The organism is Streptomyces mobaraensis NBRC 13819 = DSM 40847, from assembly GCF_017916255.1.
Lineage (GTDB): Bacteria > Actinomycetota > Actinomycetes > Streptomycetales > Streptomycetaceae > Streptomyces > Streptomyces mobaraensis.
In genome coordinates, this window is record NZ_CP072827.1 from 1,827,174 (window position 1) to 1,844,847 (window position 17,674).

At 70.6% G+C, this 17,674-nt stretch carries 19 protein-coding genes; 8 read left to right on the top strand and 11 right to left on the bottom strand.

Annotated elements, in window-relative coordinates:
* Positions 1–17: 17 nt before the first annotated feature.
* Genes J7W19_RS07390 through J7W19_RS07400 form a run of 3 tightly spaced genes read left to right on the top strand, consistent with a single transcriptional unit; the run spans position 18 to position 2,777 of the window.
* Positions 18–662, top strand: coding sequence for a TetR/AcrR family transcriptional regulator (locus J7W19_RS07390; protein ID WP_004951679.1), 645 nt, complete (start codon positions 18–20; stop codon positions 660–662).
* Positions 659–1,330 (top strand): VC0807 family protein, encoded by a 672-nt coding sequence (locus J7W19_RS07395; RefSeq protein ID WP_004951674.1) that lies wholly within the window; start codon positions 659–661, stop codon positions 1,328–1,330. The genes J7W19_RS07390 and J7W19_RS07395 overlap by 4 nt, the downstream gene beginning before the upstream one ends.
* Positions 1,331–1,358: 28 nt before the next feature.
* On the top strand, positions 1,359–2,777 hold the full coding sequence (locus J7W19_RS07400; RefSeq protein WP_004951671.1) for an FAD-dependent monooxygenase: 1,419 nt from the start codon (positions 1,359–1,361) through the stop codon (positions 2,775–2,777).
* Positions 2,778–2,787: 10 nt separating this feature from the next.
* Here the strand turns inward: J7W19_RS07400 and J7W19_RS07405 are convergent, their stop codons facing one another.
* Positions 2,788–3,093: a hypothetical protein gene (locus J7W19_RS07405; protein ID WP_158688822.1), complete on the bottom strand. Its 306-nt coding sequence runs from the start codon at positions 3,091–3,093 to the stop codon at positions 2,788–2,790.
* A gap of 403 nt (positions 3,094–3,496) precedes the next feature.
* On the opposite strand from J7W19_RS07405, the gene J7W19_RS07410 reads away from it, so the two are divergent.
* Positions 3,497–3,934 (top strand): hypothetical protein, encoded by a 438-nt coding sequence (locus tag J7W19_RS07410; protein ID WP_004951664.1) that lies wholly within the window; start codon positions 3,497–3,499, stop codon positions 3,932–3,934.
* Between the two features lie 83 nt (positions 3,935–4,017).
* Here the strand turns inward: J7W19_RS07410 and J7W19_RS07415 are convergent, their stop codons facing one another.
* Genes J7W19_RS07415 through J7W19_RS07450 form a run of 8 tightly spaced genes read right to left on the bottom strand, consistent with a single transcriptional unit; the run spans position 4,018 to position 10,659 of the window.
* Complete coding sequence (locus tag J7W19_RS07415) at positions 4,018–4,350, bottom strand: metal-sulfur cluster assembly factor (protein WP_004951661.1); 333 nt, start codon at positions 4,348–4,350, stop codon at positions 4,018–4,020.
* Complete coding sequence (sufU, locus tag J7W19_RS07420; protein WP_040891837.1) at positions 4,347–4,829, bottom strand: Fe-S cluster assembly sulfur transfer protein SufU; 483 nt, start codon at positions 4,827–4,829, stop codon at positions 4,347–4,349. Before sufU ends, J7W19_RS07415 begins: the two co-directional genes overlap by 4 nt.
* A gap of 13 nt (positions 4,830–4,842) precedes the next feature.
* A complete protein-coding gene (locus tag J7W19_RS07425) occupies positions 4,843–6,099 on the bottom strand; it encodes a cysteine desulfurase (RefSeq protein WP_004951653.1) in 1,257 nt (418 codons plus the stop codon).
* Positions 6,096–6,860, bottom strand: coding sequence for a Fe-S cluster assembly ATPase SufC (gene sufC, locus J7W19_RS07430; RefSeq protein ID WP_004951651.1), 765 nt, complete (start codon positions 6,858–6,860; stop codon positions 6,096–6,098). Before sufC ends, J7W19_RS07425 begins: the two co-directional genes overlap by 4 nt.
* A 7-nt stretch (positions 6,861–6,867) precedes the next feature.
* Positions 6,868–7,197, bottom strand: a complete 330-nt coding sequence (locus J7W19_RS07435; RefSeq protein WP_004951646.1) for a non-heme iron oxygenase ferredoxin subunit — start codon at positions 7,195–7,197, stop codon at positions 6,868–6,870.
* Positions 7,194–8,384 (bottom strand): Fe-S cluster assembly protein SufD, encoded by a 1,191-nt coding sequence (sufD, locus tag J7W19_RS07440; protein ID WP_004951644.1) that lies wholly within the window; start codon positions 8,382–8,384, stop codon positions 7,194–7,196. Before sufD ends, J7W19_RS07435 begins: the two co-directional genes overlap by 4 nt.
* 59 nt (positions 8,385–8,443) lie before the next feature.
* Positions 8,444–9,865, bottom strand: coding sequence for a Fe-S cluster assembly protein SufB (sufB, locus tag J7W19_RS07445; RefSeq protein ID WP_004951640.1), 1,422 nt, complete (start codon positions 9,863–9,865; stop codon positions 8,444–8,446).
* Positions 9,862–10,659 carry a helix-turn-helix transcriptional regulator gene (locus J7W19_RS07450; RefSeq protein ID WP_004951637.1) on the bottom strand — a complete coding sequence of 266 codons (798 nt, stop codon included), beginning with the start codon at positions 10,657–10,659 and terminating at the stop codon, positions 9,862–9,864. Before J7W19_RS07450 ends, sufB begins: the two co-directional genes overlap by 4 nt.
* A gap of 150 nt (positions 10,660–10,809) precedes the next feature.
* On the opposite strand from J7W19_RS07450, the gene J7W19_RS07455 reads away from it, so the two are divergent.
* From J7W19_RS07455 to J7W19_RS07465, 3 genes are all read left to right on the top strand, one after another.
* Positions 10,810–11,769, top strand: coding sequence for an ABC transporter ATP-binding protein (locus tag J7W19_RS07455; protein WP_004951634.1), 960 nt, complete (start codon positions 10,810–10,812; stop codon positions 11,767–11,769).
* Positions 11,766–12,536, top strand: coding sequence for an ABC transporter permease (locus J7W19_RS07460; protein ID WP_004951631.1), 771 nt, complete (start codon positions 11,766–11,768; stop codon positions 12,534–12,536). The genes J7W19_RS07455 and J7W19_RS07460 overlap by 4 nt, the downstream gene beginning before the upstream one ends.
* A 107-nt stretch (positions 12,537–12,643) precedes the next feature.
* Positions 12,644–13,630, top strand: coding sequence for a COX15/CtaA family protein (locus tag J7W19_RS07465; protein WP_004951630.1), 987 nt, complete (start codon positions 12,644–12,646; stop codon positions 13,628–13,630).
* A gap of 75 nt (positions 13,631–13,705) precedes the next feature.
* Here the strand turns inward: J7W19_RS07465 and J7W19_RS07470 are convergent, their stop codons facing one another.
* Both J7W19_RS07470 and J7W19_RS07475 read right to left on the bottom strand, forming a co-directional pair.
* On the bottom strand, positions 13,706–14,080 hold the full coding sequence (locus J7W19_RS07470) for a hypothetical protein (RefSeq protein WP_004951624.1): 375 nt from the start codon (positions 14,078–14,080) through the stop codon (positions 13,706–13,708).
* 92 nt (positions 14,081–14,172) lie between these two features.
* A complete protein-coding gene (locus tag J7W19_RS07475) occupies positions 14,173–15,117 on the bottom strand; it encodes a heme o synthase (RefSeq protein WP_233478079.1) in 945 nt (314 codons plus the stop codon).
* Positions 15,118–15,567: 450 nt separating this feature from the next.
* Here J7W19_RS07475 and tkt point away from each other — a divergent pair, with 450 nt between their 5' ends.
* Positions 15,568–17,649 (top strand): transketolase, encoded by a 2,082-nt coding sequence (gene tkt, locus J7W19_RS07480; RefSeq protein ID WP_004951618.1) that lies wholly within the window; start codon positions 15,568–15,570, stop codon positions 17,647–17,649.
* Positions 17,650–17,674: the final 25 nt, after the last annotated feature.

A 17,674-nucleotide genomic window follows, 5' to 3' on the forward strand; every position in this document is an offset into this window, starting at 1 on the left:
CTCGCTACCTTTTGCTCATGCGAGCAAAGAACAGCGGAAGCAAGCAAGGTGCCGCCCCGGCCGCCGACCGGACGTTCACGGAGGCCGCCAGAAGGGCGCAGATCGTCGACGCTGCGATCGAGGTCATCGCCGAAGTGGGCTACGCCAAGGCGTCGTTCTCCCGGATCGCCCGGCAGGCCGGGCTGAGCAGCACCGGAATGATCTCGTACCACTTCGCCGGCAAGGACGACCTGATGCGCGAGGTCGTGGCCGAGGTGATGCGGGTCGCGGACGCATACATGCGACCCAGGATCGAGGCGCACGCGACCGCCCCCGAGCGACTCCGGGCGCACATCGAGTCCAACCTCGCGCTGCTGGACGTCTACCCGAAGCACCTGCACGCGATGGTGGAGGTGCTCACCGGCGTCCGGGGCGAGAGCCCGTCGGCGCGGGAGTTCACCGCCGCCACGGACGCGATGCTGGACACCCTGATCAACGCCGTCCGCACGGCCCAGGAAGCCGGGGAGTTCGGCGAGTTCGACCCGGCGACCATGGTGTACGCGCTCCGCGGCGCGATCGACGCGCTCGTGATGCGCGCCGCCCACGACCCGGACTTCGACGCCGCGGCCCACGGCCGCCGACTCGCCGACCTCTTCGACCGCGCGACCAGGAGGACCCCGTGACCGCCGAACCCATGACCGTCCCCGCCCCGCCGCCCACCGAGCGGCAGAAGACCGCCGCCCTGCGCAGGCTCATCGTCCTCCAGCTCCTCTTCGAACTCGCCCTCCCCCTCGGCGCGTTCTACGGCCTCCAGGCGGCGGGCGCGAGCCAGTGGACCGCGCTGGCGGCGGGCAGCCTGCTCGCCGTGCCCTGGCTCGTCCACGGGATGGTCCGGCGCCGACGGGTGGACGCCATGGGGCTGTTCGCCCTCTGCCTGATGCTGCTGGGTGCCCTGATGTCCATGGTGACCGGCAACCCGCGCGTCCTGCTGGTGCGCGACAGCTGGATCTTCGGCCTCATCGGCCTGTGGATCCTGGGCACTCTGGCGACCCGCCGCCCGTTCGTCATGTACCTGGGCCAGACGGTCGTCACCGCCAAGCTGGGCGAGGCGGGTTGGCGCGCCTGGGCCTCCCGCTGGGACACCGAGCCGGTGTTCCGCCGCGACGTACGGGTGCTCACCGCCGTCTGGGGCGCGGTGTTCACGCTGGACGCCGTGGTCCGGGTGGTCCTGGCCCTGACGCTGCCGGTGGGTTCCGTCCCCCTGGTGAGCACGGTGCAGTGGCTGGTCGTCCTGGCCGGTCTGCTCCTCTTCCACAACGTCTACGTCACCCGGCGCGGACTGAAGGCCTGAGACCGGAGGTACCGTCGTGGACCCTGATGTGATCGATGTGATCGTCGTCGGAGCCGGCCCCACCGGCCTGACGCTCGCCAACGAACTCGGCCTGGCAGGCGTCAGGACCGTCGTCCTGGAACGCACCCTCGAACGCGGCGGCCAGTCCCGCGCGCTCAACCTCCAACCCCGCACCGCCGAAGTCCTGGATCTGCGCGGCTGGTTGGAGCCCATCGCCGAACAGGCCCTCACCACCCTGCCGCGCGGCCACTTCGCGGGCATCCCCCTGGACTACTCGGTCTTCGACACCCGCTTCCCCTACCAGGTGGGCATCCCGCAGGCCCGCGTCGAACGGTTCCTGGAGGACCACCTCGCCTCGTACGGCATCCCCGTGCTCCGCGGCCACGAACTCACCGGCTTCGTCCAGGACGCGGACGGCGTGACCGCCACCGTCGCCGGCCCGGACGGCACCACCACCCTGCGCGCCGCCTACCTCGTGGGGGCGGACGGCGGACGCAGCCGGGTGCGCCGCGAACTCGGCGTCGGCTTCCCCGGGCGCGACGGACGGATCTCCATGGTCGTCGCGGACATCGTGCCGGAGCCCCACGAGGCCCTGCCGACCGAGTGGCGCCTGCCCGTGTTCGACGTACGGGAAGGCCCCTTCCTGATGCCGCTCGGCGACGGCGTCCACCGCTTCCTCTTCGGCGCCCCGGACCAGACCGTCGCCCGCGACGCCCCGGTCACCGCCGACGAGATCCGCACCGCCCTCACCACCGGCCCCGCACCGCACTTCACCCTCCGCGAGGTCCGCTGGGCCTCCCGCTTCACCGACGCCACCCGGCAGGCGGAACGGTACGCGGCCGGCCGGGTGCTGCTGGCCGGCGACGCGGCCCACATCCACTTCCCGGCGGGCGGCCAGGGCCTCAACCTCGGCGTGCAGGACGCCTTCAACCTGGGCTGGAAGCTCGCCGCCACCGTCCACGGCCACGCCCCACGCGGCCTCCTGGACACGTACCACACCGAACGCCACCCGGTCGGGGCGGCGGTCCTGGAGAACACCCGGGCCCAGGTCGTCCTCCTGCACCCCGACGACGACGTACGCGTCCTGCGCTCGCTGGTCTCCGACCTCCTGACGGAACCGGCCGCCAACCGCCGCATCGCCGGCATGATCTCCGGCCTGGACATCCGCTACCCCATGCCCCCCGACACCCCCACCCACCCCCTCCTGGGCACCCGCCACCCCGTCCCCCACCTCCACGACGCCCGCGGCCTCCTCCTCACCCCCTCCTCGGACCTGACCACCCTCCTCACCCCCTGGTCCGACCGAGTCGACCACACCATCACCCCGCCCACCTCCGGCACCGACGCCCTCCTCCTCCGCCCGGACGGCCACGTCTGCTGGGCGGGCACATCGACGGGGGACGGCCTGGAAGCGGCCCTGGAACACTGGTTCGGCCCCGCCTCCTGACGGGCCCCGATCAGCCTCCGGCGCGCCGCAGCACCGTGGACGGACAGTTGTCCGGGTCCGTGCTCTTGAACAGCACCCGCTCGTCCCCGTCCCGGCCGACGACGAGCGTCCTCAGCGGCCGACGATGCAACGGAGCATCCTCAAAGGACAGTTGGACCCGCATCTCCTGGACACCGGAGTCTTGGGAGAGGCTCCACGTCCCCGCAGCGTCGAACGTCTTCTCCTTCCGGTAGGCCGGGGACCACTCGTACGGCCAACGGTCCACGGAGAACGTCCCCCGGCCCGTGCCCGCCTCGTACCGAAGACGCACACTCATCCCGTCCGGCCCCTCGTACTTTCCCGCCACATCCGCCTCCGAAGCCCTGGCAACCGCTTCCGGACACCCCCGCCCGTCCCAGCTCAACCAGGCGAACCCGAGAAGCCCGACGAAGGTCAGGACAGCCACCACCAACCCGGTGACCGGGAACCGGCCCACCGGCAGGATCGGCGACTTCGGCAGTCCGCTCCGCCACCGATCATCCTTCGCCCTCATACCTCCCCTTCAACTCCAAGATCGCCGAATGTCCGCCGAGGCTACATCGCACCCCAGTTCGCCTATAGAGAGCCCCTGGCGAGTCGGTCAGCGTGACGGAAAAGCGTCGTTGCGGCCGGTGAGGCGAGCTAACATCAGCTCGCGATCGAACACGCGTTCGCATCTTCCAAGGGGGGAAGGAATTTCCATGAAGAACACGTCCCGCACCACCGTCCGCCGTCTCGCCGGAGCCGGGGCCGCCGTGCTGCTGCTGGGGGGCGGTGCGCTGGCGACCGCGCCGAGCGCCGCGGCCAAGAACTACTCGCTGTCCTTCGACAAGGTGGCGCTGGCGGCCCCCGGCGTCACGGTGGACGTCACCTACTCCTGCGACGAGGGTTCGCAGCAGTGGATCGTCGCCAACGCCGACGAGCTGCCCAAGCCGGGGCACAACGAGGTGAGCGCCGCCGGCATCCTCAAGACCGACAAGCTGGTCTGCGACTACAACACCCACACGGCGCGGATGCAGCTGACCACGGGCGGCGTCGGCGCGTTCGCCAAGGGCAGCAAGGTGAAGGTCTCCCTCCACTACTTTGACCCGAACGACGGCTTCAGCGGCTTCCGCACCGAGCGGACCGTGACCCTGTAGGCACCCGCGTACGGCGGAAACGGCGAGCGGCCCGCCCCCGGACGGTACCGGGGGCGGGCCGCTCGCGTCGGCGTGTGCCGCGCTCAGACGTTGAAGCCGAGCGCCCGGAGCTGTTCCCGGCCCTCGTCGGTGATCTTGTCGGGGCCCCACGGCGGCATCCAGACCCAGTTGATCCGGAGCTCGTTGACGATGCCCTCGGTCGCGGACTTCGCCTGGTCCTCGATGACGTCGGTCAGCGGGCAGGCCGCGGACGTCAGCGTCATGTCGAGGGTGGCGATGTTGGCGTCGTCGATGTGGATGCCGTAGATCAGGCCGAGGTTGACGACGTCGATGCCCAGCTCGGGGTCGACCACGTCGTACAGGGCCTCGCGGACCTCTTCCTCGGTGGCCGGCTTGGTGGTCACTTCGTCGCTCATGCGGTCTTCCTCGCAGTGCTCTCGGTGCTCGCGGTGGTCTCGCCCAGTGCCTGGGCGGTCGCGTCCTTCCACGCCATCCAGCTCAGGAGAGCGCATTTCACCCGCGCGGGGTACTTGGAGACGCCGGCGAACGCGACCGCGTCCTCCAGCACCTCCTCCATCGCGTCGTCCGGCTCGACCTTGCCCTTGGACTGCATCAGCTCCAGGAAGGTCTCCTGGATCCGACGGGCGTCGGCGAGCTCCTTGCCGACCAGCAGCTCGTTGAGGACCGAGGCGCTGGCCTGGCTGATCGAGCAGCCCTGGCCCTCGTACGAGACGTCTTCGATCGTCTCACCGGAGAGCCGGACGCGCAGGGTGATCTCGTCGCCGCACGTCGGGTTGACGTGGTGCACCTCGGCGTCGCCGTCCCGCAAGCCCCTGCCGTGCGGGTGCTTGTAGTGGTCCAGGATGACGTCCTGGTACATCGAATCAAGCTTCACAGTCCGCTGCCCATCAGCCGAAGAAGTTCCGGACGTGCTCCAGACCCTCGACCAGCGCGTCGACCTCGCCGGGGGTGGAGTACAGGTAGAACGACGCCCGGGTGGTCGCCGGAATTCCGTACCGCAGGCAGACGGGCCGCGCGCAGTGGTGGCCGACGCGGACGGCGATGCCCTGCTCGTCGAGGACCTGGCCCACGTCGTGCGGGTGGATGTCGCCGAGCGTGAACGAGATCGCCGCGCCGCGGTCCTCGGCCGTGGTGGGGCCGATCAGCCGGAGGTCGGGGACCTCCTGGAGCCGCTGGATCGCGTACTGCGTGATCGCGTGCTCATGCCGCGCGATCTTGTCCATGCCGATCGACGTCAGGTAGTCCACAGCCGCGCCGAGGCCGATGGCCTGGGCGATCGGGGGCGTACCGGCCTCGAACTTGTGCGGCGCCGGGGCGTAGGTGGACGAGTGCATCGAGACGGTCTCGATCATCTCGCCGCCGCCGAGGAACGGCGGCAGGTCCTCCAGGAGCTCCTGGCGTCCCCACAGCACGCCGATGCCGTCCGGGCCGCACATCTTGTGGCCGGTGAAGGCCACGAAGTCGGCCTGGAGCGCCTGGACGTCCAGCGGCATGTGCGGCGCGGCCTGCGAGGCGTCGACGACGACCAGCGCGCCGACCTCCTGGGCGCGCCGGACGATCGCCTCGACCGGGTTGACCGTGCCCAGGATGTTGGAGACCAGCACGAACGAGACGACCTTGGTCTTCTCGGTGATGACCTGCTCGATGTTCGACAGGTCGAGCCGGCCGTCGTCCGTGAGCCCGAACCACTTCAGCTTCGCGCCGGTGCGCTGCGCGAGCAGCTGCCACGGGACGATGTTGGAGTGGTGCTCCATCTCCGTGATGACGATCTCGGTGTCGTGGTCCACCCGGTAGGGCTCGTCGGCCCAGCCGAGCATGTTCGCCACCAGGTTGAGCGACTCCGAGGCGTTCTTGGTGAATATGACCTCGTCGCGGCTGGGCGCGTTGACGAACGCGGCGATCTTGTCGCGCGCGCCCTCGTACAGCGCGGTGGCCTCCTCGGCGAGGACGTGGACGCCGCGGTGCACATTGGCGTTGTGCTGCTCGTAGTACTCGTTGATGACGTCGAGCACCTGGCGCGGCTTCTGGGACGTCGCCGCGTTGTCCAGGTAGACGAGCTTCTTCCCGTCGTGCAGGACGCGGTCGAGGATGGGGAAGTCCTTGCGGATCGCCTCGGTGTCGAGGAGCCCCGGAATCTGTGTCACGCGGTGACGCCTCCCGTCGTGTACGCCTCGTAGCCCTCTTCCTCCAGCTTGTCCGCGAGCTCGGCGCCGCCGGACTCGGCGATGCGGCCGTTCGCGAAGACGTGCACGAAGTCCGGCTTGATGTAGCGCAGGATGCGGGTGTAGTGCGTGATCAGCAGGGTGCCCACCTCACCGGTGTCACGGACCCGGTTGACGCCCTCGGAGACGATGCGCAGGGCGTCGACGTCCAGGCCCGAGTCGGTCTCGTCCAGAATCGCGATCTTCGGCTTGAGGAGCTCCAGCTGGAGGATCTCGTGCCGCTTCTTCTCACCGCCGGAGAAGCCCTCGTTGACGTTGCGCTCGGCGAAGGCGGGGTCCATGTGCAGGCGCGCCATGGACTCCTTGACCTCCTTGACCCAGGTGCGCAGCTTGGGGGCCTCGCCGCGGATCGCGGTGGCGGAGGTGCGGAGGAAGTTGGAGACCGAGACGCCGGGCACCTCGACCGGGTACTGCATGGCGAGGAAGACGCCGGCGCGGGCGCGCTCGTCGACGGACATCTCCAGGACGTCCTCGCCGTCGAGGGTGACGGTGCCGCCGGTGATCGTGTACTTGGGGTGACCGGCCAGCGAGTAGGCCAGGGTGGACTTGCCGGAGCCGTTGGGGCCCATGATGGCGTGGGTCTCGCCCTGCTTCACGGTCAGGTCGACGCCACGCAGGATCTCCCGGGGGCCGCCTTCGGCGTCGACGGAGACGTGCAGGTCGTGGATCTCAAGCGTTGCCATGGGGAACTCAGGACTCCTGGGTGATGGAAACGAGCACAGACGCGTCTGGGCCGTCTCCTTCGATCTTGACGGGGTAAACGGGGACCGGTCGGGTGGCCGGGAGACCCGAGGGCTTTCCGGTGCGCAGGTCGAAGGTGGAGCCGTGCAGCCAGCATTCGATGGCGCAGTCCTCCACCTCGCCCTCGGAGAGCGAGACGTTGGCGTGCGAGCAGATGTCGTGGATGGCGAAGACCTCGCCCTCGGTGCGGACGATCGACACGGGGGTGCCGTCGACCTCCACCCGCTTGGGCGTGTCCTCCTCCAGTTCGCCGAGCGCGGCCACGCGTACGTAGGTCATGCGACGGACGCCTCCAGCTCGGCCTCGATCTTGGCGATCAGGCGCTCCTCCAGCTCGGGGACGCCGATCTGCTGGACGAGCTCGGCGAAGAAGCCGCGGACGACCAGCCGGCGGGCCTCGTCGGCGGGGATGCCGCGGGCCATCAGGTAGAACAGCTGCTCGTCGTCGAAGCGGCCGGTCGCCGAGGCGTGGCCGGCGCCGACGATCTCACCGGTCTCGATCTCCAGGTTGGGGACCGAGTCGACGCGCGCGCCGTCGGTGAGGACGAGGTTGCGGTTGAGCTCGTAGGTGTCGGTGCCCTCGGCCGCGGCGCGGATGAGGACGTCGCCGATCCAGACGGCGTGCGCGTCCTTGCCCTGGAGGGCGCCCTTGAAGACCACGTTGCTGCGGCAGTGCGGCGTGTCGTGGTCGACGAAGAGGCGGTGCTCCTGGTGCTGGCCGTTGTCGGTGAAGTACAGGCCGTAGAGCTCGGCCTCGCCGCCGGGGGCGCCGTAGACGACGCGCGGGTGCAGCCGGACCAGGTCGCCGCCGAAGGTGACGATCACGGACTTGAAGCGGGCGTCGCGGCCGACGAGCGCGGTGTGCTGCGCGGCGTGGACGGCCGTGTCGTCCCAGTCCTGGACGGAGACGACGGTGAGCTTGGCGCCGTCGCCGAGCAGGTACTCGACGTTGGCGGCCAGGGTGGCGTCACCGGTGTGGTCGATGACGACGATGGCCTCGGAGAAGGCGCCGATCTCGACGACCTGGTGGCCGAAGGCCACCCCGCCCTCGCCGTGCACGGCGATCCGCACGGGCTCGGTGAGCACGGTGTCCTTGGGGATCGAGACGACGGACGCCTTCTCGAAGGAGCTGTACGCCTGGGCGGCCACCCGGTCGACGGGCTTGCCGGCCTTGCCGAGCCGGGCGTCGTCCCGGCCGACGGTCTCCACGATGACGCCCTCGGGGGCGGTCACCTCGACCTTGACGCCGGCGCCGTCCGTCCCCTTCTCCAGGGCCGTGCCGTCGTGCAGACCGCGGAGGCGCTCCAGCGGGGTGAACCGCCACTCCTCCTCGCGGCCGTGCGGCACGGGGAAGTCGGCGACGTCGTACGAGGCGGGGGCGCTGACCCGCGCGTCGATGGGCTGCTTGGCCCCGCCCACCTGGATGGCGCCGTCGGTGGTGCTGCCGGCGGGAGTGTTGTCAGCCATGGCTGTCGTGGTGCTCTCTTCCTGTCAAAAAGGGTCGCTGCGGTCGAAGGCGGCGGGCGTCAGCCGACCGCGCCTTCCATCTGCAGCTCGATCAGCCGGTTGAGCTCCAGCGCGTACTCCATCGGCAGCTCGCGGGCGATCGGCTCGACGAAGCCGCGCACGATCATCGCCATCGCCTCGTCCTCCGACAGACCGCGGCTCATCAGGTAGAAGAGCTGGTCGTCGCTGACCTTGGAGACGGTCGCCTCGTGGCCCATGGACACGTCGTCCTCGCGGACGTCCACGTAGGGGTAGGTGTCCGAGCGGGAGATGGTGTCCACCAGCAGCGCGTCGCACAGCACGTTGGACTTGGAGCCGTGGGCGCCCTCGCCGATCTCGATCAGACCGCGGTACGAGGTGCGGCCGCCGCCCCGCGCCACCGACTTGGAGACGATGTTGGAGGAGGTGTTGGGCGCCATGTGGACCATCTTGGCGCCGGCGTCCTGGTGCTGGCCCTCGCCGGAGAAGGCGATGGACAGCGTCTCGCCCTTGGCGTGCTCGCCCATCAGGTAGACGGCGGGGTACTTCATCGTCACCTTGGAGCCGATGTTGCCGTCGATCCACTCCATGGTCGCGCCCTCGTACGCCACGGCGCGCTTGGTGACCAGGTTGTAGACGTTGTTCGACCAGTTCTGGATGGTCGTGTAGCGGCAGCGGCCGCCCTTCTTGACGATGATCTCCACGACGGCGCTGTGCAGCGAGTCGGAGGAGTAGATCGGGGCGGTGCAGCCCTCGACGTAGTGCACGTAGGCGTTCTCGTCGACGATGATCAGCGTCCGCTCGAACTGGCCCATGTTCTCCGTGTTGATCCGGAAGTAGGCCTGGAGCGGGATGTCGACGTGGACGCCCGGCGGGACGTAGATGAAGGAGCCGCCGGACCACACGGCCGTGTTCAGCGAGGCGAACTTGTTGTCGCCCGCCGGGATGACGGTGCCGAAGTACTCCTGGAAGAGCTCGGGGTGCTCCTTCAGGGCGGTGTCGGTGTCCAGGAAGATGACGCCCTGCTCCTCCAGGTCCTCACGGATCTGGTGGTAGACGACCTCGGACTCGTACTGGGCGGCGACACCGGCGACGAGGCGCTGCTTCTCCGCCTCGGGGATGCCCAGCTTGTCGTAGGTGTTCTTGATGTCCTCGGGCAGGTCCTCCCAGGAGGCGGCCTGCTTCTCGGTGGAGCGGACGAAGTACTTGATGTTGTCGAAGTCGATGCCCGTGAGGTCCGAGCCCCAGGTCGGCATGGGCTTCTTGTCGAAGAGCCGCAGGCCCTTCAGACGCAGCTTGAGCATCCACTCCGGCTCGGACTTCTTGGCCGAGATGTCGCGGACGACCTCCTCGGAGAGGCCGCGCTTGGCCGCGGCGCCGGCCGCGTCGGAGTCGGCCCAGCCGTATTCGTACGTGCCCAGGCCCTCGAGCTCAGGGTGGGCAGTCTCCGTGGGGAGAGTCATGCGGGGTTCCTCCCGGCCGTGCTGGTGGATGCGGTGGTCGTCTTGGTGGACGCTGTCTTGGGGATGAACGTCGTGCACACGCCGTCGCCGTGGGCGATGGTGGCAAGACGTTGCACATGCGTCCCGAGCAGGCGGGAGAAGACCTCGGTCTCCGCCTCGCACAGCTGCGGGAACTGCTCGGCGACATGGGCGACCGGGCAGTGGTGCTGGCAGAGCTGTTCGCCGACCGGCGCTGTGCGCGCCGTAGCAGCGTACCCGTCCTCGGTCAATGCCCTGGCCAGCATGCGGGCCCGCTCCTCGGGGGGCGCGGCCTCCAGGGCGGCCCGGTAGCCCTCGGCCTGGGCGGCCATCCGGGCCCGGGCGAACGCGGCGACGGCGGCCTCGCCCATCTCGCCGCCGCCCGCGGCCTGGGCGATCCAGCGCAGGGCGTCGGTGGCGAGCTTGTCGTATGCCTGGTCGAAGGCGTCCCGGCCGCAGTCCGTCAGGACGAAGACCTTGGCGGGCCGGCCGCGGGTACGGGCGCCGTACACCCGCTTCTCACGGGGCTCGACCATGCCCTCGGCGGCCAGCACGTCCAGGTGGCGGCGGACCGCGGCCTGGGTGAGCTCCAGGCGCAGGGCCAGCTCGGCGGCGGTGGACGGGCCGTGATCGAGGATGGAGCGGGCCACGCGGGCGCGGGTGCCGCGCTGCTCGTCGTGGGCGCGCTGCTCCTCGCGGGCCGCGGGTACGGCGGAACCGGGTCCGGCGGCCGTCGTGGCCGCGGGCCCTTCCGGTGCCTCGCCCGCGTATTTCACAACACCATTGTTGCGTAATTGGCTGAGCCGGGACAAGCCTCGACGCCCCGCCCGGCGGTGGTCTCGGTCACTAAGGGTCACCTAACCGGCACATTGATCTCGCACCCCGGCGGGATCCGGAGGCCCGCGGGGTTCGTAGACTTCCTTGCCATGCGCAGTGCCACCCCGGGCGAGCCCCGGACCCCCGGCCGCGTGCCGGCCGTCGAGGTCCACGGCCTCGTCAAGCGGTACGGGCGGAAGACCGCGGTGGACGGTCTCGACCTGTCCGTCGCGGCCGGCACCCTCACCGCCGTCCTCGGCCCCAACGGGGCCGGCAAGACCACCACCATCGAAACCTGCGAGGGCTACCGCCGCCCCGACGCCGGCACCGTCCGCGTGCTCGGCCTCGACCCGGTGGCCGACGCCGCCGCCCTGCGCCCGCGCGTCGGCGTGATGCTCCAGAGCGGCGGGATCTACTCCGGCGCCCGTGCCGACGAGATGCTGCGGCACATGGCCGCGCTGCACGCCCACCCGCTGGACGTCGGCATGCTGATCGAACGCCTCGGCCTGGACACCTGCGGACGCACCACGTACCGGCGGCTCTCCGGCGGCCAGCAGCAGCGGCTCTCCCTGGCCATGGCCGTGGTCGGCCGCCCCGAACTGGTCTTCCTGGACGAGCCCACGGCCGGCCTCGACCCCCAGGCGCGCCGCGCGACCTGGGACCTGGTCCGGGAGCTGCGGGAGGACGGCGTCACCGTCGTGCTCACCACCCACCACATGGAGGAGGCCGAGGAGCTGGCCGACGACGTCGCGATCATCGACGCCGGCCGGGTCATCGCCCAGGGCAGCCCCGAGGAGCTGTGCAAGGGCGGCGCGGAGAACACCCTCCGCTTCACCGGCCGGGCCGGCCTGGACGTCGCCTCCCTCCTGAAGGCCCTCCCCGCCGACTGCGCGGCCGTCGAGCTGACCCCCGGCTCGTACCGGGTCACCGGCTCCGTCGACCCGCAGCTGCTCGCCACCGTCACCACCTGGTGCGCGCAGCACGGCGTGATGCCGGACCGGATAGCCGTGGAGCGGCACACGCTGGAGGACGTCTTCCTGGAGCTCACGGGCAAGGAGCTGCGCGCATGACCACACCGGGCACCTTCACACCGCGCCCCGGCGCCGCCCCGCTCTCCCGGATGATCCGCGCGCAGGCCGCCCTGGAGACCCGGATGCTGCTGCGCAACGGCGAGCAGCTGCTGCTGACGGTCGTCATCCCGACGCTGCTGTTGGTCCTCTTCAGCACCGTGGACGTGGTGGATACGGGGGACGGCAAGGCCGTCGACTTCCTCGCCCCCGGCATCCTCGCCCTGGCCGTCCTCTCCACCGCCTTCACCGGGCAGGCCATCGCCACCGGTTTCGACCGGCGGTACGGCGTCCTCAAGCGGCTCGGCGCGTCCCCGCTGCCGCGCTGGGCGCTGATGACCGCCAAGACGGCGTCGGTGCTGGTCACCGAGGTGCTCCAGGTCGCCCTGCTGACGGTGATCGCGTTCGCGCTCGGCTGGTCGCCGCACGGCAACCCGTTCGCCGTACTGCTGCTGCTCGTCCTCGGCACGGCCGCGTTCTCGGGTCTCGGCCTGCTGATGGCGGGCACGCTGAAGGCGGAGGCGACACTCGCGGCGGCGAACCTGGTGTTCCTCCTGCTGCTGGTCGGCGGTGGCGTGATCGTGCCGCTGGACCGGTTCCCCGACGCCGCGCGGGCGGTGTTGGAGCTGCTGCCGATCTCGGCGCTGTCCGACGGCCTCCGGGACGTGCTGCGGGACGGCGCCGGGATGCCCTGGCGGGACCTCGGCATCCTCGCGGTGTGGGCGGTGCTGGGCCTGGGCGCGGCGGCCCGCCTCTTCCGCTGGGAGTGACCCCCCAAGCCGGGGTGAGCGCCCCCGACACAGGCGCTCACCTCGGCTTTCACGCCCCGCCGCACCCCTCGTGAATCCATGCACAAGCGGGCCCTTACGATGGCTCCGTGCCGAATTCGCTGAATCCCCTGCAGGCCGTCGCCGACCGCTGGCAGCCGTCCGCGCGCTTCGTCCGGCGGGCCTCGTTCGCCTGCGTCGTCATGGCCGTGATCATCGTGGTGACGGGTGGCGCGGTCCGGCTCACGCAGTCCGGCCTGGGCTGCCCGACCTGGCCGACCTGCACCGAGGACAGCCTGACGCCCACCCCCGCGATGGGCGTCAACGGCATCATCGAGTTCACCAACCGCATGCTGACCTACGTGCTCTGCGTGGTCGTCGGCATCGCGATCATCGCGGCCCGCGCCCGGAGCCCGCGCCGCCGCGACCTGACGCGGCTCGGCTGGGCCCAGTTCTGGATCGTCGCGAGCAACGGCATCATCGGCGGCATCACGGTCCTCACCGGCCTCAACCCGTATATCGTCGCCGCCCACTTCCTCGCCGCGACGGCCCTGCTCACCGTGGCCGTGATCATGTGGCAGCGGTCCGGTGAGGGCGACGACGCGCCGCGCGACCTGGTGGCCCGGCCGGTCCGCCAGCTGAGCTGGGTGCTGGTCGTCTCGACCGTCCTGCTGATCGTGGCGGGCACCGTGGTCACCGGCTCCGGGCAGCACGCGGGCGACGCCTCCAAGGACGTCCACCGCATCCCGCTGGACTTCCGGGAGATCACCCAGCTCCATGTGGACCTGGTGTTCATCGTGCTCGGCCTGACGGTGGCGCTGTGGTTCGCGCTGCGGGCCGTGAAGGCGCCGGGCGGACCGCGCCGCCGGGTGGTGGAGCTGTTCGCCGTGCTGATGCTCCAGGGCGTCGTCGGCTATGTGCAGTACTTCAACGACTCGCCCGAGATCGTCGTCGGGGCGCACATGTTCGGCTCGTGCCTGGTCTGGATCGCCGTCCTGCGGGCCTTCCTCTCGCTGCGGGACCGCGGCGAGCCCGTGACGCTGCCGTCCCCGGCCGCGGAGCCCGAGCCGGCGGCCCTGGCCGCGGCGGAGCGCTGACCGGGCCGTACGACGAACGCCGGAGGGGCGGACACGAAACCCGTGTCCGCCCCTCCGGCGTTCGGTCATGCGGCCTCAGCCGTTGGACGGCCCGCCCACCTGGATCCCGGCCATCCGCGACCACTCGTACGGGCCGGTCCGCACCTTCGCGGCCATCTCCCCGTCGAAGTCCTCGTGGACGGTCAGCCCGGCCGGCGCGGCCAGTTCGAGGGCCTTCTCTGCCGTCGCGTAGGAGGGGGCCACCAGGTTCCCCCACTCCCCGTTCGCGCCCACCAGGGCGATCCGGGTCCTGCCCCGCCCTATGTGGGCGAGCTGACCTTCCGCGCTCCCGCCGTGGGTCCGTGCGAAGTCGCCGATCCGCTTGGCCAGCCGGGCCGCCCGCCGCTGCGCCCTGGCGTCCAGCGGGGCGTTCCCGGCCTCCGTGTCGCCGGCCTGCTTGGTGTCTGCCATGACCAGGATGCTACCGACGGGTAGCCGGAATGGCGACGGGCGGCGCGGGTGGCTTTGACCACCCGCGCCGCCCGTGTGCGACGACGTCGGGACTACCGCAGGAAGGGGTCGATCGCGACCGCCGTGAAGAGCAGCGAGACGTAGGTGATGGACCAGTGGAAGAGGCGCATCTCCTTGAGCTTCGCCCCGGTGATCCCGGCCTTGGCGCGGGCCTGGAGGGCGTGCGCCTCCTTGAGCCAGAAGCCGCCGCAGGCCACGGCCACGACCGTGTAGAACCAGCCGGTGTACCCGAGCGGCGTCAGCAGCAGGGAGACGCCCACCATCACCCAGCTGTAGAGGACGATCTGCCGCGCGACGGCCTTGTTGCCCGCGACGACCGGCAGCATGGGCACGCCGGCCCGCTCGTAGTCGTCCTTCACCTTCATCGACAGCGGCCAGTAGTGCGGCGGCGTCCAGAAGAAGATGACGAGGAAGAGGATCAGGGAGGCCCAGGAGACCTCGTTCTTCACCGCGGACCAGCCGATGATGACCGGCAGGCAGCCCGCGATGCCGCCCCAGACGATGTTCTGCGCGGTGCGGCGCTTGAGGATCATCGTGTAGACGACGGTGTAGAAGAGCGAGGCGCCGAGCGAGAGCATCGCCGACAGGGGGTTGACCAGGAACCAGAACCAGACCGTCGAACCGACGGTGAGCGCCGCGGCGAAGACCAGGCACTCGCGCGGCGAGACCATGCCGGTGACCAGCGGGCGCTGGGACGTCCGGTCCATCATGGCGTCGATGTCGCGGTCGTAGTACATGTTGAACGCGCCCGCGCCGCCGGCGGAGAGGTAACCGCCGAGGCAGGTGGCCAGCACCAGCCACATGTCGGGGACGCCCTCGGCGGCGAGGAACATCACCGGGACCGTCGTCATCAGCAGCAGCTCGATGACGCGCGGCTTCGTCAGCGCCACGAAAGCCTTGACACGGGCCCCGAACGGCCGGTGATGACCGGGGCTCTCGACGAGTACCCCCGCAGGACGGGATTCGACGGCCGTCACGCACACCCCTGACAGAGATAAGGCCAGCAAGCACATCCGGCCCGTTCTGCCGGGTAAGGCTTGCGCGTACCAAGCCACTCTAGACGCAGGGCATGGCACGGCCTCCGCCGGGGTGGGTCGTGTTGGTCCCCGGGGAATCCGGGCGAAAGCGGGTTCCGGCGGCCCCCGGCGCACTCCGGGCGGGCACCCCGTGAGCACCCTCCGAGAGGCGCGCTCCGGCGCCGCACCGCACGCTGGACACATGACGGACACCCGCCGGACGGGAATCTTTACCCCCTCGGTCCGGTTGCCCGGGTCGTGTGGCGGGCAGCCGGAGAGCTGCCGACCGTCCACCGGAAGCACGCGGAAAGGACGCCGGTCCCCACGGGGGTAGGCTCGGGACCGCCGCGTCGTGGCGGAACATACCGCCCCCGGCAAGTGAAACCATGTGGAGAGGAGCCCTGACCTAGGGTGAGCACCAAGCCGACCACCACAGACCTCGAGTGGACCGAACTGGACCAGCGGGCCGTCGACACAGCCCGCGTCCTGGCCATGGATTCCGTGCAGAAGGTCGGCAACGGCCATCCCGGTACGGCCATGAGCCTGGCCCCCGCCGCGTACCTGCTCTTCCAGAAGCTGATGCGGCACGACCCCAGCGACGCCGACTGGACGGGCCGCGACCGTTTCGTCCTCTCGCCCGGTCACACCAGCCTGACCCTCTACGTCCAGCTCTTCATGGCCGGCTACGGCCTGGAGCTGTCGGACCTCAAGGCGTTCCGCACCTGGGGCAGCAAGACCCCGGGCCACCCGGAGCACGGCCACACCCGCGGTGTGGAGACCACCACCGGCCCCCTGGGCCAGGGCATCGCCAACGCGGTGGGCATGGCGATGGCCGCCCGCTACGAGCGCGGTCTGTTCGACCCGGAGGCCCCGAAGGGCGAGTCCCCCTTCGACCACACGATCTGGGCGATCGTCTCCGACGGCGACCTGGAGGAGGGCATCTCCGCGGAGGCGTCCTCGCTGGCCGGCCACCAGAAGCTCGGCAACATCGTCGCCCTGTACGACGACAACCACATCTCGATCGAGGGCGACACCGCGACGGCCCTGTCCGAGGACGTCCTCAAGCGCTACGAGGCGTACGGCTGGCACGTCCAGCGCATCGAGCAGGCGCCCAACGGCGACTTCGACATCCAGGCGCTGTACGCGGCGCTGAAGGCGGCGCAGGAGGAGACCGAGCGTCCCTCCCTGATCGCGGCCCGCACGATCATCGCCTGGCCGGCCCCGAACGCGCAGAACACCGAGGCCGCGCACGGCTCGGCGCTCGGCGACGCCGAGGTGGCCGCGACCAAGGAGGTGCTCGGCTTCGACCCGAAGCAGACCTTCCAGGTCGACGACGACGTCTTCGCGCACGTCCGCAAGGTCGTCGACCGCGGCCGCGAGGCCCACGCCACCTGGGAGAAGAAGCTCGCCAAGTGGCGCGAGGCCAACCCGGAGCGGGCGGCCGAGTTCGACCGGATCAACGCGGGCGAGCTGCCCGACGGCTGGGAGAAGGTCCTCCCGGTCTTCCCGGCCGGCAAGTCCGTCGCCACCCGCAAGGCGTCCGGCGAGGTCCTCAAGGCCCTCGGCGGCGTCGTTCCGGAGCTGTGGGGCGGTTCCGCCGACCTCGCCGGCTCGAACAACACCACGATCGACGCGTCGTCGTCGTTCCTCCCGGAGGGCAACCCGCTCCCCGAGGCGAACCCCTACGGCCGCACGATCCACTTCGGCATCCGCGAGCACGCCATGGGCTCGACCATGAACGGCATCGCGCTGCACGGCAACACCCGTGTCTACGGCGGCACCTTCCTGGTGTTCTCCGACTACATGCGCCCCGCCGTCCGGCTGGCCGCGCTGATGAAGCTGCCGGTCACCTACGTGTGGACGCACGACTCCATCGGCCTCGGCGAGGACGGCCCGACGCACCAGCCGGTCGAGCACATGGCCGCGCTGCGCGCCATCCCGGGCCTGAACATGGTGCGCCCGGCCGACGCCAACGAGACGGCCATCGCCTGGCGCGAGATCATGAAGCGCCACGCCACCAAGCCCGCCCCGCACGGTCTGGCCCTCACCCGCCAGAACGTCCCGACCTACGAGGCCAACGAGGGCGCGGCCAAGGGCGGCTACGTGCTGTTCGAGGCCGAGGGCGGCCGTCCCCAGGTGATCCTGATCGCCACCGGCTCCGAGGTCCAGATGGCCGTCGAGGCCCGCGAGACCCTGCAGGCCGAGGGCGTCCCGACCCGCGTGGTCTCGATGCCGTCCGTCGAGTGGTTCGAGGAGCAGGACCAGGCGTACCGCGACGGCGTGCTGCTGCCGGACGTCAAGGCCCGGGTGGCCGTCGAGGCGGGCATCGGCCTGACCTGGCACCGCTACGTCGGCGAGGCCGGCCGGATCGTCTCGCTGGAGCACTTCGGCGCCTCCGCCGACTACCAGGTGCTGTTCCAGGAGTTCGGCCTGACCTCGGAAGCCGTCGTCGAGGCCGCCCGCGAGTCGCTGGCCGACGCCGGCCGCCGCTGACGCGCAAGCACACGATCCAGTAGGA